General features: G+C 40.1%; 14 protein-coding genes, 2 pseudogenes and 1 CRISPR repeat array. Of the genes and pseudogenes, 15 read left to right on the plus strand and 1 reads right to left on the minus strand.

Features of this window, described 5'->3' with window-relative positions:
• Positions 1-16 precede the first annotated feature (16 nt).
• From ANCC_RS01790 to ANCC_RS01835, 10 genes are all read left to right on the plus strand, one after another.
• Entirely contained in the window at positions 17-5,551 is a 5,535-nt protein-coding gene (locus tag ANCC_RS01790; protein ID WP_006567739.1) for a non-ribosomal peptide synthetase, read from the plus strand.
• A 54-nt stretch (positions 5,552-5,605) separates the two neighbouring features.
• Entirely contained in the window at positions 5,606-6,688 is a 1,083-nt protein-coding gene (locus ANCC_RS01795) for an NAD-dependent epimerase/dehydratase family protein (RefSeq protein ID WP_008726155.1), read from the plus strand.
• The gene (locus tag ANCC_RS01800) at positions 6,669-7,430 is read left to right on the plus strand and encodes an alpha/beta fold hydrolase (protein WP_006567737.1); all 762 of its coding nucleotides are present in this window, start codon (positions 6,669-6,671) and stop codon (positions 7,428-7,430) included. The genes ANCC_RS01795 and ANCC_RS01800 overlap by 20 nt, the downstream gene beginning before the upstream one ends.
• A 15-nt stretch (positions 7,431-7,445) precedes the next feature.
• Positions 7,446-8,399 carry a helix-turn-helix domain-containing protein gene (locus tag ANCC_RS01805; protein ID WP_006567736.1) on the plus strand — a complete coding sequence of 318 codons (954 nt, stop codon included), beginning with the start codon at positions 7,446-7,448 and terminating at the stop codon, positions 8,397-8,399.
• Positions 8,400-8,419: 20 nt separating this feature from the next.
• Positions 8,420-9,883, plus strand: a complete 1,464-nt coding sequence (locus tag ANCC_RS01810) for an ABC transporter ATP-binding protein (RefSeq protein WP_006567735.1) — start codon at positions 8,420-8,422, stop codon at positions 9,881-9,883.
• Positions 9,884-10,038: 155 nt separating this feature from the next.
• Complete coding sequence (locus tag ANCC_RS01815; protein ID WP_006567734.1) at positions 10,039-11,859, plus strand: ABC transporter ATP-binding protein; 1,821 nt, start codon at positions 10,039-10,041, stop codon at positions 11,857-11,859.
• 4 nt (positions 11,860-11,863) lie between these two features.
• Positions 11,864-13,597: an ABC transporter ATP-binding protein gene (locus ANCC_RS01820; RefSeq protein WP_006567733.1), complete on the plus strand. Its 1,734-nt coding sequence runs from the start codon at positions 11,864-11,866 to the stop codon at positions 13,595-13,597.
• A 47-nt stretch (positions 13,598-13,644) separates the two neighbouring features.
• On the plus strand, positions 13,645-15,018 hold the full coding sequence (locus ANCC_RS01825; RefSeq protein WP_006567732.1) for an MATE family efflux transporter: 1,374 nt from the start codon (positions 13,645-13,647) through the stop codon (positions 15,016-15,018).
• A 48-nt stretch (positions 15,019-15,066) separates the two neighbouring features.
• Positions 15,067-15,453 (plus strand): metal-dependent transcriptional regulator, encoded by a 387-nt coding sequence (locus ANCC_RS01830; RefSeq protein ID WP_008726159.1) that lies wholly within the window; start codon positions 15,067-15,069, stop codon positions 15,451-15,453.
• Between the two features lie 19 nt (positions 15,454-15,472).
• Positions 15,473-15,892 carry a helix-turn-helix domain-containing protein gene (locus ANCC_RS01835; protein WP_006567730.1) on the plus strand — a complete coding sequence of 140 codons (420 nt, stop codon included), beginning with the start codon at positions 15,473-15,475 and terminating at the stop codon, positions 15,890-15,892.
• Positions 15,893-16,300: 408 nt separating this feature from the next.
• Here ANCC_RS01835 and ANCC_RS01840 read toward each other — a convergent pair.
• Positions 16,301-16,592, minus strand: a pseudogene (locus ANCC_RS01840) (ATP-binding cassette domain-containing protein); the annotation flags it as partial.
• 637 nt (positions 16,593-17,229) lie between these two features.
• On the opposite strand from ANCC_RS01840, the pseudogene ANCC_RS01845 reads away from it, so the two are divergent.
• The 5 genes and pseudogenes from ANCC_RS01845 to cas8a1 form a co-directional block, all read left to right on the plus strand.
• A pseudogene (locus tag ANCC_RS01845) lies at positions 17,230-18,018 on the plus strand (ATP-binding cassette domain-containing protein); the annotation flags it as partial.
• Positions 18,019-18,111: 93 nt separating this feature from the next.
• Positions 18,112-21,426, plus strand: coding sequence for a DEAD/DEAH box helicase (locus ANCC_RS01850; protein ID WP_039946787.1), 3,315 nt, complete (start codon positions 18,112-18,114; stop codon positions 21,424-21,426).
• Positions 21,427-21,447: 21 nt separating this feature from the next.
• Complete coding sequence (locus ANCC_RS01855) at positions 21,448-22,047, plus strand: class I SAM-dependent methyltransferase (protein WP_006567725.1); 600 nt, start codon at positions 21,448-21,450, stop codon at positions 22,045-22,047.
• A 275-nt stretch (positions 22,048-22,322) separates the two neighbouring features.
• Positions 22,323-23,077: a CRISPR direct-repeat array (repeat unit 30 nt; unit sequence GTAATAATAGATCCACATTGGAATTTAGAG).
• Positions 23,078-23,479: 402 nt separating this feature from the next.
• Positions 23,480-24,226, plus strand: a complete 747-nt coding sequence (gene cas6, locus ANCC_RS01860) for a CRISPR-associated endoribonuclease Cas6 (protein ID WP_006567724.1) — start codon at positions 23,480-23,482, stop codon at positions 24,224-24,226.
• Positions 24,223-25,611: a type I CRISPR-associated protein Cas8a1/Csx8 gene (gene cas8a1 / locus ANCC_RS01865; protein WP_006567723.1), complete on the plus strand. Its 1,389-nt coding sequence runs from the start codon at positions 24,223-24,225 to the stop codon at positions 25,609-25,611. Before cas6 ends, cas8a1 begins: the two co-directional genes overlap by 4 nt.
• Positions 25,612-25,613: the final 2 nt, after the last annotated feature.

A 25,613-nucleotide genomic window follows, 5' to 3' on the forward strand; every position in this document is an offset into this window, starting at 1 on the left:
ACAAGGAGAAAAAATTATGGATATCCAAAAGTACATTAATGAGCTGGCAGAAAAAGAAATTGTAATTTGGTGTGAAGGTGATTCCATCAAGTTCAAAGCTCCGAAGGGGGCAATGACAGAGGAAAATAAAAATAAGTTGAGACAGTATAAGTCAGAAGTGCTGGATTATTTAAAAGCACATAATAACTTAGTGTTCACCAGTGATACAAAACGGAGATATGAAAAATTCCCACTGACCGACATACAAAATTCCTATGTTATGGGAAGAAATCGTTTATATGAATTGGGTGGAATTGGTTGCCACGGTTACATAGAAATTGAAGTCAATAGATTACTTGATCCTGGTCAGCTGGAGGTTGCATGGAATAAAGTGATACAAAAGCATGATATGCTGCGGGCAATTGTATCGGCATCCGGTTATCAGATTGTCCAGGAGGCAGTACCTTCAGTGGAAATCATAGTACTTGACGGGCGGGATAAAGATATTAGCGCTGATAAGGAAGAACTGAGAACTGAGTTATCTACGAAGCAGTATCAGCTTGGAACGTGGCCCATGTGTGATTTGGCCTTGAGTATTGAGAAAGACAAAAGCATAATCTATTTTTCGTTAGACATGCTTATTTCTGACTTTGCAAGTATGAATGTAATGCTTAATGATCTTGAAAGGTTTTATGAGAATCCTCATGAAATCATTATACCGACTACGTCTTACAGAGATATTGTTTTATATCAGGAGAAGCGGAAAACATTTAATAGCAAATCAAGGCAGGAAGCGGAAGTTTATTGGAATAAGAAAATATCAATGATGGGAGATGCACCTAACCTTCCGGTTATAGGGATGGAGGACAATCAGGAAGTGAGCTTCCTTCAGAAGAAAGTGTTCTTGAATGATAAACAATGGAAAGCTTTTGTTGAATTGGCAAAATCGTATAATATTACGCCATCTGTGTTTGTTATGGCAGCACTGGCGGAGGTAATAGCAGTTTGGTCTGGTGACAAAAAGTTCTGTATTAACACTACACTGCTCAACAGACCGGAAGTGGCTGAAGATATATATAAAGTGGTTGGTGATTTCACAGATGTCAATATTACTGCCATTGATATAGAGTATAGTGAAACATTTCTGGAAAGAGTGAAAAAACTGCAAATGGATCTCTGGTCTGATTTAGAACATAAAGATGTGTCCGGAGTAGAAATAATAAGACGTCTAACGAAAGAACGCAAGAAAAATGTAATTATGCCGGTTGTGTTCACAAGTACTTTGGGGGTTAGTTCAAAGGATGATACAACTGTAAAAAACAGAATTGTATATAAACTGAGTCAGACTCCGCAGGTGTATATAGACTGCCAGGCCGCAGAAGAAAACGGTGGTGCCACTATTAACTGGGACGTGCGAAATGGTGTATTTGAGGGCTATATAATAGAAGAAATGTTTGGAAGTTTTGCTTTGTTGCTTCAATCTATAGCCGATAAAAATAGTGAAGTTCTTAAGGAAAAATACCCGGTCAGCCTTATGAAGGAAACCCTTGAAATAAGACGTGATGTAAATAATACTTTTAAAAATATTATGCCGGCAATGCTTGAAGATGGATTCCTGAAATCTTTTAACCTTTACCCTGATAAAACGGCATTAATAACTGATGAGGGAGAATATACATATCGTTCACTTGGGGGATATGTGAATGCTGTACTGCGTATTTTGGGCGAGGCAGGAACCCAGGACGGCGATAAGATAGGAATTGATACAAAAAAACATGTATGGCAGGTAGCTGCGGTACTGGCTGCCCTTATTTCAGGAGCGACTTATGTGCCAATAGATGTGCAGCAGCCTGATAAACGCAAAGAGAAAATTATAAGAAGTGCAGATATTAAACTGCTTTTTGCAGAAGCAGGGAATGAGGATTTAGAACAATACTGCAATGTTGTAGATATTCACAGCCTAAAACCGGAACCGACAGAATCGTTGCCTATTGATAAAATAGATTATGACAGGCCGGCTTATATTATATTTACATCTGGAACAACCGGTGAACCCAAAGGGGTTATCATGACTCATCGTGCAACATCAAATACAATTGCGGATGTTAATGAAACATATGCAGTTGGTGAGAGGGATGTATTCCTGGGGTTGTCAAATTTATCATTTGACCTTTCTGTATATGATTTATTTGGCTGTTTTTCAGCAGGAGGAACATTAGTATTACCCAGTACAGATAAAATTAGGGATTCCAAATATTTGTCGGAATTAATAATCAGACATAGGGTTTCTGTAATAAATGCGGTTCCTGCTTTGCATCAGATGATTGTTTCCTATCTTGAATCCGCAAATGTCAGCGTGGATTATCAGGTGAGGCTGTTATTACTTTCTGGTGACTGGATTCCCGTAACCCTGCCGCATAGGATTTACGATCTGTTTGGCGATTGCCGTGTGATCAGCCTTGGTGGAGCCACGGAAGCAGCAATCTGGTCAATCAGTTACGATATTTCTAAAAAAGCAGTATTTACAAAAAGCATTCCATATGGATATCCAATGTCCAATCAAACATTTTATGTTCTAAACAACGAAATGCAGCCCTGCCCTAATGGGGTAGACGGAAGCCTGTACATTGGAGGAATCGGATTATCCTCCGGCTACCTGAAGGATGAACAGCTGAATCGTGAAAAGTACCCTGCTCTTCCGTGGAGTGGAGAGCGCATTTACAGAACCGGGGATAAGGGGTGCTATTTACCAGACGGAGTCATTATTTTTAAAGGACGCGAGGACGGCGATAATCAGGTTAAAATACACGGCCATAGAGTTGAACTGGCTGAAATTAGTTCTGTCTTAAATGAACATCCACTGATTGAAAGGGCTGTCGCTTTAGCGTTAGGTGAAAGCCCGGAGGATTTGCATATTGATGCAGTCATTTCTCCGGTCAGGAAAAAGACTGTGGCATCACCGGCTCTGGACGATAAAGAGGAATATTTGCTCAAGTCCATAAAACAATATTATGAAGAGCAGATGGATCAGGATTTACTTGAAAAGTGGATTAAGAAGTCAGAGGAAGTTGTTTCTGCGGACATATACAACACGTTTAGAAAGCGCGGAATTTTTTCGGATAAATCCAAAGCCTTCAATTTTGAGCAAATTGTAGAAATGATGTCGATACCGGAGAAACTGCACAAATTGACAAAAAGATGGCTGCAGGTATTGGTTAATGAAGGAATTATCACATGTGAAGCCAATGCATATAAAGCTTCTGAGATAAGTACGGATTTAGGTTCTGAAAAGCTTTGGAAGGAATTTTTTGAAATAGAGGACGATTTCCAATACAGCAAGGAGTTTGTTGATTATTTGAAGGAATCGAGTGATTTGCTTCCAGAACTGATTCAGGGAAAAGAGGACCCTCTGAATATTCTGTTTCCAAAGGGAGACACAGACCCGGCGCTGGCAGCTTATCATGACAATAAAGTAAATGGGATGCTCAACAACATTGCTACGAAAGAAATACGTTATCTGTGCGAGAAAAAGAATAAAAAAAGTCCGGAGAAACCCTTTAGAATATTAGAGGTGGGAGCTGGAGTTGGTGGAACCTCTCTCGATGTGATACCCGAGCTTGAAGGCTGTAATGTTGAGTATTATTTTACTGATCTTTCGGTTTTCTTCTTAAATAAGGCACAGGAAAATTTCGGTAAGTATAATTGGGTGAAATACGGGATTTTCAATATTAATGAAGACTTCGTATCGCAAGGGTATGAGGCATTCAGCTTTGATGTGATTTTATGTGCAAACGTGCTCCATAACTCACGGAATATCAATAGTGTCATGAAAAATTTAAAGGGCTTATTATCAGAGGACGCGTCCATTATCATACTTGAGGAAACACGAACAAGTTACCTGTTGCTTACGTCAATGGAATTTAAGGACGGCTTAACCGGTTTTACGGACGAACGCAGCGAACATGACCAGACATTCTTCACACGAAAACAGTGGGAAGATATATTTAAGAGGCATGATGGGCAGCTGCTTTATGAATTCCCTGATAAGGGTAGCAAATTGGACTTAGCTGGACAGACAATATATGTGGTTCGCTTTGCCGGAGAATATGAGCAGTTAGAAAAGGAGGCGGTCAGAGGCTATTTGGAAAGTACAGTATCTCCGTACATGGTTCCAAACCAGATTCTGATTCTTCCGGATATGCCACTATCTGCAAACCGTAAAGTGGATACCAGAAAAATCAAAGAATACTTCAAGAGTTGGGACCATAAGGAGAATATCAAGAAAAAGGACGAGTTGCCCCAGACAGATCTGGAGCGGCGCATTGCCGAAATATGGTGCAAAGAGCTGGGGATTACTTCTGTGGGGAGAAATGATGATTTCTATCTGGTGGGCGGTGATTCTCTGTTAATTGCTCAAATCATTGGGAAGATGATGGAGAACATATCGGAAGCCTCCGGCTGGGAGTGGAGCAACCTTCTGACAGAAATGATGAAAGCACCCACTATTAAGCAGATAGCAGAAAGCCTTTTGAACCATCAAAATGATAAGGGAAATCTTGAGGACCCGTCCTTAATGATTCTGAAAAATAGCAGTTTAAATAATGAGGATTCTGTTGCGAAGGTTTTTTTCCATGCCGGAGCGGGAACCTTAACACCCTATACGGATTTACTGTCTCGCATAAAAGAGGACAGCAAGGACAGTGAAAGCATTATCGGCTTTGTTTTTGGAAATGATGCAGAGTATATTTCTATGGAAACCAGCCAGACCTTCCGGTTGTTGGGGAGGAAATATGGTGAGATATTGGAAAAAATGGGATATAAAAATTATATTCTTGTGGGCCATTGCGTGGGTGGTCTGATTGCACTGGAAACAGCACAATATTTGAGAAATAAAGGAATTTCCGTTTCTGATGTGACGCTGATAAGCACCGGTATTCCAAAGCGGAAAGAGAACACGATTTTAGCGGATGCATCGGATGAGATATTCCGTAATGCATTGCATTCAAGCCTGGATAACGAACTGCTGTTGGAGAGGATTTTTGCAAGAGTGATTGGGGCAGATGCATATAAGGCAGGATATCAGGTAAGCGATGAGCGGTTGCAGCAGTATATAGAGTATATTTCCAGATGTGGAAGTGGTGAAATTACAGTAAAAGCATTATGCGAAACGGGCGGGGAGTATGAAGATGTGGCTGAAGAGTTCCGCCGGCTCGCCAGCTATACAATTTCAGAAAGGTTAAATGCTTTATACCGCACGATTGAGCGTCCAAATGGGGAGTTGATGGAACATCAGCTGAAGATGCTGAATGTACTTTTCCGGATATTCTCACAAAATTTCAGATGTGTGTCCAGTTATATACCGAAGCTTTACTATGGAAATATAAGGATTTTCTGTTGTGAGATTTTAGGAAGCCACTTTTATCCGGGATTTTTTGAGGAAGATTTTGAAACATGGAAACCATATATCAAGGGGAATTTAAAATATAATACAATTGCAGGACAACATTTTGATTGTATTATTGGTGATAATCTGGAAAAGAATATTTCTAAGATTTTAGATTTTAACTATTAACGATTGCCAAAGGGTGCCCATCACCGTATGGACACCCTGGAAAAGGGGCGGAATATGAAGAAAGTCGGGATATTAGGCGGAACTGGTGAAATAGGAAAAAGAGTTGTTAAACTGTTGGAGAATCAATATGAGTTGCTAGTTTCCTATCATTCGGTAAAACCATCAGTTACTGCCCATAACCAATATATCCAATTAGATGTAGATATATCTGATGACTTAGAAAGCTTTTGCAGTCAGTGCAGTATTATCGTAAATTGTGCAGGAGCCTCCTTTGTCAATGGAGAAAAGATTGCAAGAGCAGCGGCTAAATATCACATACCTGTTGTGGACCCTTCTGGTGAGGCATTTTTAGAAGACAGAATAGCAGATATAGAGAACGAATCGGTTTATGTGCTTTCCAGTGGCTTCTTCCCAGGAATGACTGGCCTGTTGATGAAATATTTATGTGAGAGCTTAAAGTCAGTAGATTGTATTATGGGGTTGAGCATCACGAATGAAATTCCGAGCAGATCGGCAATCAAAGATTTTATTTTGACAAATACAGCCGGATTTGGAACTGCATTAAACTATTATGAAAATGGTGAATTAAAAAGGGATGAAACACCAATCTACAGGATTGTAGAAAATAAGGAGTATACATTGCAGAACTACTATACGATAGAATTGCAACGGATTACTCAAAAATATAAACCTGAGAGGGCAAACTGGTATTACGCCTCTTTTGGAGAAGAAATCACGAAGTTAATGCAGGAAGCAGTTATCAAATATGGTTTAAAGCAAGGCGATGAGGCACTGCAGCAAAGTATTGATTCTATTATCAAGCTATTTGAAATGACTGGTGGCTCAACAGCAGCATATAACTATATACATATTGAAGTAACAGGTTCAGATAATAATCAGGGTCACATAAGAACTGCGGACGTACATAGTTCATACAGTAGTGATATCAGTTCAATTATAGCCGCTTATACGGTTAAGGCCCTGGTTGAAAAACAACCGGACTTCGGAATTCATTATGCTATGGATATCGTGGATTTAGAAACTGTAATACATGATTTACCACAATTAAATATCGACCTGGTTTTGACCGATAAAATATTGGAGAAAGAGGAAACCTATGAAGAAGGATCAATCTAAGATTCATCTGCTTGGTAATAAAAACGGTAAAAGAATACTTCTCATACATGGGATGGGATTCAATTGGAAGAACTGTTTTGATAAGGTTCTTCATATATTGGGGAAAGATTATTATTTTATAATTCCGGAGTTGCCAGGCCATAGTGCTTCGTCCAGTGGTGCGGTTACTTCTGTCATTCTTAGTGCCGACTATATCAGTACTGCATTGCTGAAAAAGGGAATTAATTATGTTGATACAGTTTATGGCATTTCTTTGGGAGCAAGTATTGCACTTGAACTTGCACTCAAAGGTGATATAAGAATAAAAAAACTGATACTGGACGGCGGACAATATGAATCTATGGGTAATATGAAATACATATACAGCCTTATTATGGCGTGGCAGATGAAGCGGGTTTTGCATGGAAAGCACATGATGAAGTATATGCAAAAACAAATGGGGTATTTACATAACAATGATGTCCAGGTTCTTCAGCCAATGGGGGAGGCCGGTATAATCTTTGGAACATTATTACAGACAGCTCTTGCAGCTTACAAGTATGATATCCGGAGCAGGAAAGAGAAAATATCAATGGAAGTGGTGATTATGTATGGAGGCAATGAAACATATGCCCCCAATTCTGTTGGTTTAATAAGAAGAGTCAGTATTTATCCTCTTAAAGTCCGTGCCTGTGAGAAAATGGGACACGCGGAGGCTCTGAGCAGGAAACCGCAGATAATCTGCAATATGATAGAAGCATAATGGAGGATTAAAACCATGCCGGAAAAACAGGAAGTGCAGGAATGGTACGGCCGGAACGCCAGGGTTATGCACAGTGACAGTGATTGCTTAATAGAACGGTACGAATGCCAGGGAAAGGGTTTGATTGTTACATATAAAGTATTTGAGGGAATGGAAATGGTATTCATGGAGTTTAATTCCGAAGATGCTTTTATTCCAGTAACCCCATACAGCGAGATTCTGGAGATTACCTGTTGCCGCAGGGGGAGAGTTGTCTGTGAATTTGCAAATAATATATGTGCCCATCTGTCGGAGGACCATTTCTGGATTGGCAGCGGGGAGCATCTGCCAGCTTCCTATTATTTCCCCTTCGGTTACTTTGATGCCGTTACTCTGGTGATTGACGAGAAAAAAATGAGTTTGTCCACGAAAAAGATTATGGCGGATTTTTCCATAGACATTAAGGCGATTGAGGAAAAATTATCATTGAACACTGCATGGTATATCAGCAATATTCCTTCTAAATTACAGCGATTGTTTGATGAAGTCTATGAGGCAAAAGGGAAAGAGAGCACTTGCTACTTTGCAATTAAAACGTTGGAACTTCTTTTCTATTTGCAAAATATTGAACGAAATGACGCTGAGAAGGAACAGTATTATCCCAAAGACCAGATCGAGGCAGTCAAAGAAATCTGGAACTACATGATTACTCATTTAGACGAGGAGCGTTCACTTAAACAATTGGTGAAAGAAAAAAATATGGGGACTACCATGTTTCAAACAATATTTAATCACGTTTATGGAGATTCCCCATATGCATTTTTGAAGAAATACAAAATGGGGATTGCGAAAAAGCTGATTTTAGATGGTGAAATGAAAATTGGTGAAATTGCCTTTTCATTGGGGTATTCCAATGCAAGTAAGTTTTCTGTTGCATTTAAAGATGTCTATGGTATTTTGCCAAAAGATTATAGAAAGCTGAGAAGCTAATAAGAATATGGAGAATAAAAATGGGAAAAGAAATAGAAATGCAGCATGTGACATTTTCATATCAGCATAAAATTCCCCAGCTTACTGATATCAATTTAAATATTAAGGCAGGGGAAACGGTGGTTATAACCGGTCCGTCAGGCAGTGGGAAAAGTTCGCTGACCCGAGTTATTAATGGACTGATTCCTTATTTTTATGAGGGCGATTTAAAAGGGACCGTCAATGTAGAGAAACAGCCCCTTTCCAGTTATCCATCCTGGGAGAGGGGGAAGATTATAGGCAATGTGTTTCAGGATCCACGGAGCCAATTTTTTGCCAATGAGGTGGCAGGGGAGATTGCGTTCGGATGTGAGAATTACGGGTATTCGCACGAAGAAATTGTGGCCCATGTCCAAGCTTCAGCCGATAGTATGGGCATAAATAATATATTAAATTATAATATTCGGAACCTTTCCTATGGAATGAGACAGAAGGTGGCGATTGCTTCTGCCGAAGCAATCGAGCCTGAAATTTATGTTATGGATGAACCCTCCGCAAATTTAGATACGGATTCAACAGAGAGATTGGGTAATACAATAAGGAAACTGAAGGAAAAGGGAAAAACAATTCTGATTGCGGAACATAGACTTTATTACTTGATGCCAATTGCAGACAGGTTTCTGTATATAAAAGATGGCCGCGTTATGCATGAATTTACGCAGGCTGAAATCAGGCAGCTGGCCGCGGAAGAAATCCGTAAGCTGGGTTTAAGAAACCCTGACCTGCATACGGTGACTTGTTCTCATATGCCATTTGAAAATAACAGCGATGTGATTTTAGAAGTAAAAGATTTATGTAAAACGTTTGGCAAATTAGTGGTTGCAGACCATATCAGCTTTTCCTGCAGGAGAGGAGAATCTATCGCTATCATAGGTTCCAATGGGATGGGGAAAAGTACAATGGGAAAAATGCTCTCCGGATTATTAAAAGAAGATTCCGGCCGTGTTACTCTGTTTGGAAATAAAAGCAACATAAAAAAGAGGAGGGGAACGGTCTGGTATATTCCCCAGGATCTCGACAGCCAGTTGTTTGGTGAGGATCTGATAGACGAACTGATACTGGGCAGTAAAGAATCACCGGAAATAAGGGAAAAGGCTGGGCAGATATTAACTGAACTGGATTTGTATGAGTTTAGAGAACAACACCCGTCCACTTTGTCAGGGGGGCAAAAACAGAGGCTCGCATTGGCGGTGGCGTTGATGCATGAAGCCCCCATTATTATCTTAGATGAACCAACCAGCGGCCTTGACGGGGTAAATATGAGAAAGGTAAGCCATGTTATTCAGGAACTTGCTGGGAGAGGACGTACAATTCTGGTGATTACCCATGATGCAGAATGTGTGCTGTCTTGCTGCCAGAGAGCAATCAGGTTGGAAGAGGGGAAGGTGACAGACGATTTTGTGATAAATTCTGCCGATTATCTACTGGAGAAAATGGGGTATTGAGCTATCTGTAAGAGGATAAAGTTGTTGAAATTTCGGGCTATTTTCGGGAAGTTATTTTGAAATGGAGTAGAGAACCGCGGATTTTTTCGTTATAATACACTACAGTTAGTAAAATCTAACTATAGTGCAAATATTATGGAATTGGAGGAGCAACAATGAAACAGGAAAAGAACAAGGAGGAAAAAAGGAAAACAGGAATGGCACGTTGCCTGGAGCTGGCATCAGAACACAAAGGGTTAGTGATTATTTCAGGAATTCTGTCTGCATTGGCGGCAGTATGTTCGTTTATACCTTATCTGTCAATCTATTTTGTTATCAGGGAACTGATTTTGGTGTTTCCGGATATGCCTGCAGCAGATATGCCTGCCATTTTGATGTGCGGCTGGTTTGCCCTGGCCGGCATTGCTGGAAATGTGGTACTTTATTTCTGTGCTCTGATGTGTTCCCATCTGGCAGCCTTTGGAACATTGTATGAACTGAAATTAAACTTTGCGGATCATATCACTGCAATCCCGTTAGGATATCACCTGACCATTGGAAGCGGCCGTATGAGGAAAATTATGGACGAGAATATAGAAAGTATCGAAAAATTTATCGCCCATCAATTCCCGGATTTTGTTGCATCTCTTGTGGCTCCGCTTATTTTAGTCATAATTCTTTTGGCTGTTGACTGGCGTTATGGTGTTGTCTCTCTTCTTGGAATTGTGCTGGCCTTTGCCATTCAATTTTCAGGATTCAATGGGGCGGCCAAAGAGAAGATGCACCGTTTTCAGTCTGCCCAGGAAGATATGAATAATGCATCTGTGGAATATGTGCGAGGGATGCCTGAAATCAAAGCCTTTAATCAGACGGCAGATTCATTTAAAAGATTAAGCAGATCCATAACTGATTACACCTCCTTCATATTGGAATATGCCATGGGGTGGAGGAATTGCATGCCGGCGTTTACAGCGATTATCCACAGCATCTATTTGTTGCTGATTCCTGTAGGTATATTGATTGGAAGAAATGTGACAGATTACAGAAACTACTCCCTAACCTTTATCTTTTATTTGATTTTAGTGCCGGCCATATCTGGCATCTTAAATAAGATCATGTTCATTTCGGAGTCATTTACCCAGATTGACGGCAATGTGGAGCGTATGGAAGAAATTTTACATATACCTGTTTTGCCGGATTACAGAGGCGGCGTCAAGGAGCAGGGGAAGGATATTGTCTTTGATCATGTGAGTTTTTCTTATGAAGCTGAAGCAGATGTGGTTGTTAAGGCGCTGGATAACGTATCGTTTCATGCCAGACAGGGAGAGGTGACAGCAATCGTTGGCCCGTCAGGAGGAGGAAAGAGCACCATTGCTAATTTGATTTCCCGTTTTTGGGACGTGACAGAGGGAAATATTCAAATTGGAGGAGTAGATATCCGTGAAATTCCCCTTGCGGAACTGATGAAGCAGGTTGGTTTTGTATTTCAGGACACATTTCTTTTTAAACAAAGTGTTTTGGATAATATTCGGATGGGAAATCCTGATGCAACAGAAGAGCAGGTTATAGAGGCTGCAAAGGCGGCCCAGTGTCACGAATTCATCGAAAAATTGCCGAATGGGTATCATACGGTAATTGGTTCTTCAGGAATCCGCTTGTCTGGCGGGGAACGGCAGAGGATTGCCATTGCCAGGGCCATAATTAAGGATTCCCCCATCATAGTACTGGATGAGGCAACTGCATTTAGCGATCCGGAAAATGAATATTTAATACAGAAAGCTTTTGAGAAATTGATTAAAGACAAAACAGTGGTTATGATTGCCCACCGACTTTCCACGATTCGTAACGCCGACCAGATTCTTGTTATAGAGCAGGGACATCTCATTGAACAGGGAATCCATGATGGATTAATAGCAAATGGCGAAAAATACACGCAGATGTGGAACAGTTATGTAGAATCAGTCAATTGGAAAATCCATACAGGGAAGGCGGTGTAACGAAATGAAATTTTTACAAGAACGACTGTTATTATCTGATAAAGGATATTCAGACCTTAAAAAAGCGATTTTTGCCTGCACATTGACAAACCTGTCCATTATGCTTTCATCTGCGATTCCAATTCTGTTGTTCGGCCAGCTTTTAAAGCCCTTTATGGGGCAGGAGATATCCTGGTCAACTATGTGGGTACTATTGGTGATCGGAGTGCTTGCTACAATCCTGGTCTTTATCGCTGCCAAGAATGATTATAAAAAAACTTACCTTGCGTCATATAAGGAAGCAAGCAACACGCGGTTACGGATTGCTGAACATTTAAGAAGGCTTCCTATGAGCTTTTTTAACACAAAAGACTTGTCAGATATAACTACAAATATGATGGCTGATTGTGCCAGCATGGAATCCATGCTTAGCAGTACGATTCCTCCGCTCATAGCAAATATTATATCGGTTACACTTACATGCGTATGTCTGGCCTTTTTTGACTGGCGCATGGCATTAGCAATATTTTGTACCATGCCTGTCTGCTTCTTTATAATATGGTGCGGCCGTAAACTGCAATTACACCTGTTTGACCAGCAGGTGGGGGTGAAACTGGCGGCGTCCAGTCAGATTCAGGAGTATTTGGAGGGAATCAAGATTATCAAATCCTGTGGCTTGAGCGGAGAACGTTTTCAGACACTGAATAAGGCTCTCCTGGCAATGAAAAAGACGGCAATTAAAGTGGAATTGGCTTCAGGTATTCTTGTGCAATGTGCGAGCCTGATTTTACAGGCAAGCCTGGGAATCACTATATTTATCGGTACAGTCCTGATTACAGGTGGACAGATTGAATTATACCCCCTCCTGGTTTTATTGATGTTTTCTACACAAATTTATGGACCGATATTATCTATCCTATCACAGCTTACCAGTTTGTTCCATCTGGGAACGGTTACAAAGCGGATGCGTATACTGCTGACAACACCGGCAATGGAGGGAGAAGAACAGGACATTAAGGATTATGATATCGAGTTAAATCAGGTTACATTTGCCTATGGAAAAGAAGATGTAGTAAAAAATGTTTCGGCAAAAATAAATACAGGTAGCATTACTGCCCTAGTTGGACCGTCCGGAAGCGGAAAGAGTACCCTGGCAAAACTCATTGCCCGCTTTTGGGATGTAGATAAAGGTACTGTGACAATCGGCGGTAAGGACCTGAAACAAATTGAACCAGAATATTTAATGCGTAGCATGTCATTTGTTTTTCAGGATGTGACCTTATTTAATGACACGGTATTTAATAATATTAGAATTGGAAATATGAATGCCAGTGATGAGCAGGTTGTATCGGCTGCAAAAGCAGCTCATTGTGATGAGTTTATCAGACGGCTGCCGGAGGGGTATGACACGATCCTTGGTGAAAATGGCAGTACCTTGTCAGGCGGAGAGAGGCAGCGTATTTCCATTGCCCGCGCACTATTAAAAAATGCTCCCATTATTCTGCTGGACGAGGCAACCGCTTCCCTTGACCCGGAGAACGAGGTATTGATTCAACAGGCCATTGCCAGACTTGTAGAAGGGAAAACAGTTATAATGATTGCCCATCGTCTGCGGACAGTAGTAGATGCCGACCAAATCCTGGTATTGAACGAGGGGGAACTGATGGAACAGGGGACACACAAAGAGCTTCTTGAACAAAAAGGACTGTACAGCAAATTATTCTACATACAGCAGGAAAGTCTTGGCTGGTCAGTCTAAGGTGTTACTTAAAATATGGACAGTTAAAAAGATAAGGAAGTGATTCTATGTTAAATAAAAATGATACTCGGTCTATGTTGCTTCATGACAGCCCGCAAAGTTTAGTATTAAAACTTAGCGTACCTGCGATTATCGGCATGGTGGTTGTTGGGCTTTACAATTTTATGGATGGAGTTTATGTCGGACAAATGGTAGGAGATAACGCTATGGCAGCGGTTTCTGTGTCCTATCCATTTACGCTTGCCAATAGTGGGATTTCCACGCTCATCGGTATCGGCTCCGCTTCAATCCTATCCAGGGCGATTGGAAAAAGGGATCAGTCTACAATTGACAAGATAATGGGAAATCTGATCGCCATGAATTTGATTTTTTCTCTTATCATCATGGCGATAGGCATGATTTTTACGAAACAGATTTTAATGCTTTCTGGTGCAAGCGGAGAAATTCTGGAGCTGGCACTCCGGTATTTACGCATCATCTTTGCAGGCAGTCTGTTTGTCAATTTTGCACAGTCCTCAAATATGATTATGCGTGGTGAGGGATTGTTGAAACAGGCAATGCTCTTTAGCGCCGGTTCCGCTATCATGAATATTATACTTGACCCGATTTTCATTTTACTTCTAAAACCTTATGGCATGGGAATTGATGGAGTTGCATATGCAACAGTGGCTTCGCAGGTTGCGTATGCAATGGCTTCTCTTTGGTATTTTAAGCGAAGGAGTAAGACTGTGAGAATCAATGCAATTCGCATTGAAAGAACGCTTTTCTCGGAAATCATCGGAGTAGGTTTTTCTGCGATGCTGATGCAGGTGATGATGCTGGTCCAGCAAACCGCACTTTATAATCTTGCGGCGCAGCATGGAGGAGATACATGGCAGATTATACTCGGCGCAACATACCGGGTAGTGTCTTTTGCATTTATTCCTTTATGGGGGCTTTCCCAGGGATATCAGCCGGCGGTCGGAACCAATTATGGTGCAAAACAATACGACCGGGTAAAGCACATCACGAAAGTGTTTGCAATCACAGCAACTTTATTAGCGCTTATTTTCTATTTGCCGATTATGTTAGTACCGAATACAATTCTCTCTATGTTTATTACAACGCCGTCCGTAGTGGAACTGGGAGTAGGGGATTTCCGTCTGTTCTTCCTGTCATATATTTTATTAGGAGTCTGGATTGTGGTTCTGACCCTGATGCAGTCTCTCGGAAGAGCTACAAAAGCGAGTGTTCTGGTTATTTTACGCCAGATAGCCATTTACATACCAGCAGCCATCATCATGCCTTATATTGCCGGATTTGGTGTACATGGCGTATTTGCTGCTCCGTTTATTACGGATGTGATAGTATTTATTGTTGCGGTTGGTATGATGATAAATGAGTTTAGAAGAATGGATGCGTTAAAAGCTTCAGGGAAGTAAGAAATCTGTTTTTCTAAACAGTATCGAAACACAGGAGGTGATGCAGCGCTGAAACTTCATGAATCAGGAGAGAATTATCTGGAAGCGGTGTTAATTCTGCAAAAGCAAAAAGGTATGGTACGTTCGGTTGATCTCGCCCGGCACATGGGGTATGCCAAACCCAGCATCAGCCATGCAGTGACGGTTCTACGTAATGGCGGTTATTTGACAACGGACACTGACGGCTATCTTCATTTAACCGTTGCGGGCCGTGAAATAGCTGAAACAATATTTGAGCGTCACCAATTCTTTACGAATCAGCTTATTGATGCCGGAATCGACCCTGCCATTGCGGAAGAAGAGGCTTGCCGGCTGGAACATGCAATCAGTGATGAGACATTCCAGAAACTAAAAAGACATCTGTTAAGAAAAGAGGAAGATGAAAACACACATTGATTAGAGGTGAACAGAACGTATGATACACCAGGTTTATTCCATAGCAGAAGAAATTAAAAGGCTGCGCGAGGAAAGAGATATGACACAGGAAGAATTAGCTGAGTCAGCTGAAATTTCGTTAAGCCACTTAAGCAAAGTGGAGAGTGGTTCCAGAATGATTGGTATGAAAACATATAGCAAAATTTTGTACGCGTTAAATGCAGTCCCCATTATGATAACGGAAACAGAAAAGAGCGAAATACATTCCGATTTAGTGTTGCGTCTATTATCAATATTAAAAGAATGCTCGGAAGTGGAGGTGGAATTTTTATTGAATACTGTAGAAACAATAAAAAACAATATGGATATCATAAGAAACCACGAAAAGAGTAGTGCTGGGAATCATAAGAGAAATACACATCATAATTATCCAGCATATGAAGCCAGAAGAACTGTTTAAATTACAAGTTGATGGGGCTGTTGCAAAATAGTTGAGAAATCAGTTATGGAACCGCAGCTCTCCTTATTCATGCATAAAAGAAGAAAAACGGTCTCCGTACGCTTTCATATGTTAAAATATAAACTAGATTCGATGCTGGCTCTATGCTGGGACAGTGTGGACTGGTTTTGTAATTTTATTTCCGTATCAACATATCATTACCATGAACTAGTAAAACATAGAAAAAGTCACATGAAACGTGAAAATATTTACGTAATACAAACCATGGAGGGGCTGCTAACCACTAATCAAAATGAAATTGTAAAATAAGAGAAGTATGCAGGAATATCCCTGATTGACACTACAAGGTTAATCAGGGATATTTATATTTTAGTTTATGACTATCATTTTAATCGTGTATAAAAGTTTTTCGTCAAGCAATACAACAGCCGTATTTTTCAGCATGGCTCTTCCAATAGAAATACGGTGCTTTTCACCACCGGATAAAGTAGAACCACCCTCACCAATCATAGTATGAAAGCCTTGGGGCTGCTCCATAATGAAATTATAGCAGTTTACCAATTTTGCTGCCTGTTCAATTTCTTCATGAGTGGCATTTTTTTCCATAGCGTATATTGTTTGCAATCGTATCCTGAAATAAATAAACCTCCTGAAATACCACAGAAATTTTCTTCATCAATTTTTCGGGGTCAATGGACTGTCAGTCAATGGATAAAAAGAGAAAATCATCGTAGAATAGGTTCATACACATCAAATGATTTAGTTATGTATAACTGATGTGGTTACTGAATTGGATAATTCAGGTTTGTACCTTGACAATAGAATATCAGCATGGTAGATGCATTCTAACTTTATTATGACATAAATGACATGTTGGAATTCATCTTTTGAGATACTAAACATTTGGGACATGCTTAAAAGCATGAAGAAGAGCAATGAGCTGCGCCACGATATACCTGCCTTGAATATAACTACAAGGTAAATGTCAGGAATCGTAATAGAAGAAGTAAAGGTATGAGCGGCACTTTTTCTTGGACCATATAACCAGCGGTCTAAAACCCAGAATGATAATGATACCTCCGTAATAATAGAATCACGGTCCAGGTAGCGCTGGAGGCATGAACAGTGAGTAAGGGTGCTGTAAAGTGTCAGGAAGGTTGTGGTTATACCTAATCTACATGTTCCCATGGTACAAGGGGTGAGATAATATTCAGCCGCACCAGTTTATGGTGCGGTGTACCATTAAAAAAATAGAACTAATCAGCAATAGAACTTGCTTATTAGCTGTGCTTTTTTAAGAATATTATTATATTTTTTTTGGTTCTTACTTGACACAGGCAGGTAAGACCACACTTATGCGTGTACTGACTACGGTACTCAAACAAAGTGAGGGTGATGTATATCTTGACAACTTACGGTATACTGAAGCAAATTACGAAAAAATCCGCAGAAAAATAGGGTATTTACCCCAGGAATTAAATCTCTATCCAAGCCTGACCGTACAGGAATGCCTGGAATATATGGGCGGGCTGTCTGGCATGACAAAGAAAGAATGTAAAAAAAGAATTGAATATTACCTTGATAAGACGAGTCTTAAAGAACATAGAAAGAAAAAAATGAGGCAGCTTTCCGGCGGAATGAAACGCCGGGTCGGACTGATCCAGGCTTTATTAAATGATCCGGAGTTTTTAATCGTAGATGAGCCTACAACAGGGCTTGACCCGGAAGAAAGAGTAAGAATCCGGAACTTGCTTGTTGATTTTTCTGAAGACAGAACGGTACTTTTTTCAACTCATGTGGTGGAAGACCTTACTGCAACCTGTCAAAAGCTTGCAATCATGAAGAAAGGAAAATTCCTTTATACAGGTTCTGTAACAGACATGATGCAGGCGGCAAAAGGCCATATCTGGATCTGCAGAGTGAAGGATGAGAAAGAAGCGAGGGAACTGGAAAAGAAATATCATATTTCTTCCAAACAGTTTACGGAAGACGGCATGAAGGTTAAAATCATCAGCGGACAAAAGCCGTCAGCGGAGTGTTATCAACCTGAAATTTCTTTGGAGGATGCTTACATGTATCTTATGAACGCAGATCAGCTGACAGAATTTAAAGAAATAAAAATCTGAATCTGAAGCTGTCTGATGAAAACTAATTTGATTGCCCTTTCTTTATAACATATAATGGATATAAGAGTATATGGAAAGGGCGGTTGCGGTAAGATGTTGGATCAATCAGAAATACGGGCATTGGCAGATCAAAATGCTTATAAGAGAGGAAGAAACCTTTATCGTTCAGATGCTGTTCAGGAATATTCCGTAGAGGAAGACGGCGGAATTGATTATATATACGCCGCCGTCCAGGGCAGCGGCAGAAATATGTACGATGTCGATTTGGAATATAATATGGAAGAAGGGTGGCTGGAAAATGCGCACTGCACATGTCCGGCGTTCAGAGAATATGAGGGGTTATGCAAGCACTGTGTGGCTGTCTTGTTTGAATATACAGATTACCTGGAAACACAGGAAGCCGCCTGGCAGTATGAACAGAAGAAAGAAGAAAGCCTTGCAAAACTTCAGACAATGAAAGGCATGCAGAATAAACTTTCGGCCAGTGAGGAATGGAGGCCAAAGACGACTCCGGCGATCAAGGCATTTCTTTCACAGCAGCAGCTTAAAAGCACCCTGCCGATTGCCCAGGAGTCTATTTATGGGAAGGTACATCTGGAACCACTTTTGACATGTATGGATAATTTTATTCAGGTGGAGTTTAAGATCGGTACTTCCTATCTGTATGTTTTAAAAGATGTTTTTGCCTTTGCAGATGCTTTGCAAAATAAACAGAAATTCGCTTATGGGCAGAAGTTAGAATTTATACATGATATCCAGGTATTTGATCGAGATTCACGGAAACTGGCGGAATTTTTACAGTCGTGGACTGCCCAAAACAGGATCAAGTATATGCAGGTGCCTTATTATGGATACTCATATACGGATTCAACAATGAAAGTAAGAAAGGTCCCGCTGACAACCGGAGAGCTGGAATTGTTTTTGGAAGCGGTGGGAGACCGGGAGTTTCCGGCGGAAATCAATGGGATGCCGGAGAAACTCTGGCATGTGACAGAGGATCCACTGTCCAGGACCATGAAGATCAAAGGCCAGGAACAGGGAATTAACGTAGAGGTCAATTATTTGTTCGGATATCAGGGCATCAAACATAATATTTATTTTTCCAAAGGAAAGATCTACAAAGTGAGCAGAGCGTTTTTGGAGCCTGTCCACGATTTTTTATCCTGTATGGAAAATATGCCGCAGCGGAAGGTTTTTATAGAAACAGCAGATGTGCCTGTGTTCTGCAGGGAAGCCCTGCCCGTGCTGGAAACGTATTTTGAGTGTACAAGAGAGAGTTTTGACGAGAAGGACTATGGGGTAGTGCCGGCCGCATTTGAAATATATCTGGATGCGCCCCAAAAGGACTTTATTACATGCAGGCTGGATGCGGTATACGGGGAACAGAAGTACCATGTTTTTGAAAAGAACCAGAAAACAGAGGGGCGGGATCTGAAAAAAGAAGCAGAGGCCGCCAAGATCGTTTCCCATTACTGTAATGCCTACGATGAGGATGAAAAAATGATGGTCCTGGCCAATGATGAGGATATGCTCTATGAACTGCTGGTCTGCGGGATACCTGCTATGCAGCAGTTTGCGGAAGTATATATTTCCGACGCCCTGAAAAAAATTAATATTGCGCCTGCACCGAAAGTGGCGGTGGGTGTATCTCTCTCCGGTGATCTGCTGGAGTTAAAGATGACCGCGGGAGATATGCCGAGAAACGAACTTTTGGAGATCTTATCAAAGTATAATCGGAAAAAGAAATTTTACCGTTTAAAGAGCGGTGATTTTGTAAACATGGAAGGTGAGGGGATCAATGCCCTTCTGGAAATGAAAGAAGGGCTTCACCTGACAAAAAAGCAGCTGGAACAGGAGCAGGTGGTCCTTCCGAAATACCATGCCCTTTACCTGGACGAGGAGCTGAAAGAATGGCAGTCGGTTTCCGCCCACAAAGATAAAGAATTTAAGGCACTGATACGGAACATGAAAACGGTGGAGGATAATGATTTTGAACTCCCTGCCGAGATGGAACCTATCTTGAGAGAATATCAAAAAAGAGGATTTTTGTGGATCAAGACTTTAAAATACAATGGATTCGGCGGAATCCTGGCAGACGACATGGGGCTTGGAAAGACACTTCAAGTAATCGCATTTCTGTTGTCCGAATACCTGGAGAAGGAAGGAAACAGTCCAAGCCTGATCGTGGCTCCTGCATCGCTGGTATTTAACTGGCAGAGCGAGATCCGGAAGTTTGCCCCGGATCTTCCGGTCCGAATGGTTGTGGGCAAGGCCGGAGAAAGAAAGTCTATTATCAGACATGCAGGCAACCGGGATATTCTTGTAACTTCCTATGATCTCTTAAAGCGGGATATCGGGCTCTATGAAAATATGACCTTCAGCAGCCAGATCATTGATGAGGCTCAGTATATTAAGAATCATAATACTCAGGCTGCCAAAGCGGTCAAGATGGTAAATGCTGGCTTTAAACTGGCCCTTACCGGAACTCCGGTGGAAAACCGTCTGAGTGAACTTTGGAGTATTTTTGACTATCTTATGCCGGGATTTTTATATTCTTATCAGAGGTTCCGGGAAGAACTGGAGCTTCCGATCGTACAGGATAACAGCGAGAATGAGATAAAGCGTCTTCAAAAGATGATCAGGCCGTTCGTGCTGCGGCGCTTAAAAAAGGATGTGCTGAAAGATCTGCCGGACAAACTGGAAAAAAACTATTACGCCAGGATGGAAGGAGAACAGCAGAAGCTTTATGATGCCCATGTAAAACGGATGCAGCTGATGCTGGATAAGCAGTCGGAAGAGGAATTTAAAAGTTCCAAGATCCAGATACTATCTGAACTTACCCGGTTAAGACAGCTTTGCTGCAGTCCGGAATTGGTCTTTGATCAATATACAGGAAAATCTGTAAAATCCGACCTGTGTATTGATCTTATAAAAAATGCAGTCAGCGGAGGACATAAGATTCTCCTTTTTTCTCAGTTTACATCCATGATTTCTATATTAGAAGAGCGGCTGCAAGCTGAAAAAATTTCGTTCTATACGCTTACCGGATCAGTAAATAAAGAAAAACGGGCCCGGATGGTGGAAGACTTCAACAACGATGATACTTCGGTCTTCTGCATTTCCCTAAAGGCTGGAGGCACCGGGTTAAATCTTACTTCTGCGGATATCGTGATTCATTATGATCCGTGGTGGAATCTGGCCGTACAGAATCAGGCCACGGACAGGGCACACCGGATCGGACAGGAAAACGTGGTTATGGTCTACCGGCTGATCGTTGAGGGAACGATTGAAGACAACATTGTGAAGCTTCAGGAAAAGAAAAAGGAACTGGCAGATCAGATTTTGGGCGGAGAAGGAATGGGAAGCGCAAGCTTTACCAGAGAAGAACTGAAGGAATTGTTGAAATAGACAGATTTAAGCGGAGGAGTTATGCACTCTAAGACAATCAAGTATTACAACGAAAATGCCGGAGAATTTGTCTCTAATACAGTTGGAGCAAATATGGAGTATCATCAGAAGTGTTTCTGTGAAAGGCTTCCGAAAGGGGCATTGATCCTTGACTTTGGCTGCGGATCCGGTCGTGATACTAAGCATTTTATGAGTCAGGGTTATCAAGTGGATGCGATGGACGGATCAGAGGAACTGTGCAGGATGGCTTCGGATTTTACGGGAATCGAGGTGCAGCACAGATACTTTTATGAACTGGATGAGGAGGATAGGTATGATGGGATCTGGGCCTGTTCTTCTATTCTTCATTTGCCGATAGATGAGCTGAAAGAAGTTTTTCCGAAAATGGCAAAAGCGTTGAGGAATCAGGGGGTTGTATATGCCTCTTTTAAATATGGAGAATTTGAGGGAGAGCGGAATGGAAGATACTTTACGGATTTGAATGAGGAACGACTGCACAGATTGGCAGATGAAGCTGGAGTTTTTATTGTTGAGGAAACATGGATCACGTCTGATGTAAGACCGGGGAGAGATGAAGAAAAATGGCTGAATATGATTTTGAAGAAGAAAGAATTATTTTGAGAGTTGATTCAGAAGGTTCTATCGAGTGTCAGATCATAGATGTTATAAGAAAGATAATCAATTAGGAAACGGTTGATCTGTAAGGATGAGGGACATTCTGTCAACCTGTTATAATGTAAAAATACCAGGGGGTCGACAACGGGCGGAATAGAGGCGTGAAATGTAAAAATTATAAGCAGGGTTGAAGGTTAAAGTTATGAAAAATGCGGTAATCTTTGCAGGCCGACAAATGGGGGTTGAAAAATGCTTATTTTTGCTATATTGTGAATGTATGGGTAATAATAGATCCACATTGGAATTTAGAGGACATTATCATCACAAATAAAATTCCCTGGGACTTTGGTAATAATAGATCCACATTGGAATTTAGAGATTCTATATTTCATTTTTTATTCCTCCCTTCTGCGTAATAATAGATCCACATTGGAATTTAGAGGTTAGGCATCCTGTTTTAGCCCGCTCCGGCGGGCAGGGTAATAATAGATCCACATTGGAATTTAGAGTTTTTATCGAATGCAAAGCTATAAAAGGGGATAAAAGTAATAATAGATCCACATTGGAATTTAGAGGGTGGTTTCGTAATTCGTAGATAATTTCGTAATCGGGTAATAATAGATCCACATTGGAATTTAGAGGATTCCAATACGCCGTTTTTAAAGAGCAACACATATGTAATAATAGATCCACATTGGAATTTAGAGGTACCAGCCCCTGAGGTTGCACCAGTATCCATCGCGTAATAATAGATCCACATTGGAATTTAGAGTATGACTATGAGGAGGCGTTCAATCAACAGATCGAGGTAATAATAGATCCACATTGGAATTTAGAGTCCGTTCTTTTCTTCTACAATGGTGTAGGCTTTTTTGGTAATAATAGATCCACATTGGAATTTAGAGGAATATGCCGGGTACAATATCTTTAACGGAGAGTTAGTAATAATAGAACCACATTGGAATCTAAAGTAGTTATATCCTTGGATCGCCACTTTGATATGGTCGTAATAATAGAGCCATATTGGAATTAGAAGACTAAACCGTTCTAACTCTGAAATGTGTTCGGTACAAGTAATAATAGAAATATAAAAGTTTGAATGAACTTAGATAGCAAACAGGAAGAAGTATGCTGTTAATATTAAAAATACGGAAACAATGTAAGTATTGTCACCGTACAAAATATTGCTTTTCAGTTCATTATAATTTTTTAAAATATCCACTATGGCCTATTAGTACTATTATAGAATTATTATATACTCTAAATCCCATTATGTATAAACTATATTATTAACCTATTTGATTATAATATAAAAACTTAACTTATTCAAATTTTTTCATTTTAAAATAAATAGCATTATTATATAAGGTTTAATATTGACAAATATAATAAGTGGTAGTATTATACAGATAAAGGAAGCAAAAGGAGGAAAATAAATATGCGTCTAGAGTTACAATTGGATCTTGAAAAGCCTGAACTAAGCAAAGATTATAGAAGAATTGTATTGTCGTATTTAAAGTTTGCGCTTAGCGAGTGCAATGACGGAAAGTATTTTGAAAAGTACTTTAAAGATACGATCCAAAAAGATTACTGTTTTTCTGTTTTGATGAAAGGGCCTAAATTCTCTAAAGATAAAATCCTTTTAGAAGAACCAAGAATAAAAATCTTATTTTCTTGTGATGACCGAAGGAAGACAGGCTTGATACTATTTTCAGCATTTTTGGGCATTAAAAACAGGAATTTTCCACTGGCAAACAACAATGCAATGGTGCTAAAACGTATCGATCAAAAAAGTGAGAAATTAATTACCGAGTCTACAGTCTATATGCAAACTGTTTTAGGAAATGGTCTGTGTATTCGTGAACATGATCGGGAAACAAATAGGGATCGATTCATTACTTTTGAGGATGAAGATTTCAAAGAGAAAGCCTCGGAGGTCCTATCTGTTCAGGCAAAGTTAGCAGGATTTTCAGATAAGAAGGCATCCGGCATTAGCCTTGAGCCTGTTCAGTGTAAGAAGGTAGTTGTTTTGCATTATGGAGTTTATATAGATGTAACTGTTGGGATTATAAAAATGACAGGAGACCCAGATGTTTTGCAGTACTTGTATTCGGCCGGGGCAGGGAGCAAGCATTCAGCAGGATTCGGTGCCCTCAATGTATTAAGGCAGGGGGAAAGTATATGAAGGAATTACGGGAACAGCTAGAACCGTTAGATTGGAGATACTCTGCAGCTATTGTAGGTTTGGAGAAGTATCTGACATGGCTTGGTGATGAAGCTTCAGACTGGGAATTGAAAGAGGACAAATTAGAGTATGATGGAAGTTACATACAAAAATCAAAGTTTGCAAAATTTGTAGAATACTCTTTCCCGGATGATATGCACCACCTTCAAATAGAAGAATTATTACAAACCCCAGATCTATCGGATGATCAAATATCTTTGGTCAATAGTAAGATGAAAGGAAATACCATCTTAAAAAAAGTTTTTAAGAAATTAGCCTTTGACGGGGAAAATGCAGTAGAGGTTTTAAGTTTAATTGAAGAAAATAGAGAAATGATAACACTTGAGACTTTTAGGAACAAAACAAATTTATATCGAAACTATTGCAATACATTTCAACTGTTTGAGGATGGAAAAGAATGCTGCCGTCTGTTGGGATATTATATAGATATGCCAAAGAAAGGAAAATCTATTTCATACAATTTTAATAAAGCTAATTTTCATGGAACAGATATGCAGGTTTTTGATTTCATACCGTTTGCGTTTCATGGTAAAAGAGAAATGATGTTCATTAATGACAATATAGAGCTATCCTGTTTAGTAGAGACAAATGGGAGATGGGCGGAAAGTGTTCAGCAGGAAAAAAAGGTTTCAGAAAAAGAAGGAAAAAAACTGAATACCAGACAAATGTTTTTTAAGCTGCTTTTAGAATCGGATACATTTATCACTGGCGATGTTGAGGTTATTGTCAAAAATCCGGATCAGACATTTTTTGAAACATTATATATCCGAAGAGACAGTTTAAAGATCTTGAAATCTTTGGAAAAGAGCTACAAATATCTATGTTTCAGTATTAAAGAAGCTGAGAATTATTGGGTTGATATTCAGAAGGAAGTCACAGAATCAATTCTTAACTTTACATTACTCGATCATTTAATAAATTATTTGCTGAAAAAGCCGGATGTAAATAATTATGGATATGTTATTAACCAGTTAATTAAAATCAACATAAAAATAAAGGGGGCTGACAAAATGGATGGAGCTATGAAGTCTGCATTTAAAAGTGCAAAAACAGTTGTAGATAAGCGTGAAAATGGCAGTTATAAGGTTCCGGATAACAAATTAAGTTCATACAACAAGAAATTAACAAGTGCAATTACGTTTGAAGATTATGACCGTTTTTGCAAGATACTTTTGAATCTTGCAAATTATGCAGACGAATCTTTTAGTTTTGCATATGATTTGTTTGAAGACTTTGAGAAAAACAAAGAAGTTGCATATACATTTGTAAATGCATTAAGAAGGGAAAATACAGAGACAGTGAAAGAAGATAAGGGAGGAAATTAATT

Source organism: Anaerostipes caccae L1-92, from assembly GCF_014467075.1.
Taxonomy (GTDB): Bacteria; Bacillota; Clostridia; order Lachnospirales; family Lachnospiraceae; genus Anaerostipes; species Anaerostipes caccae.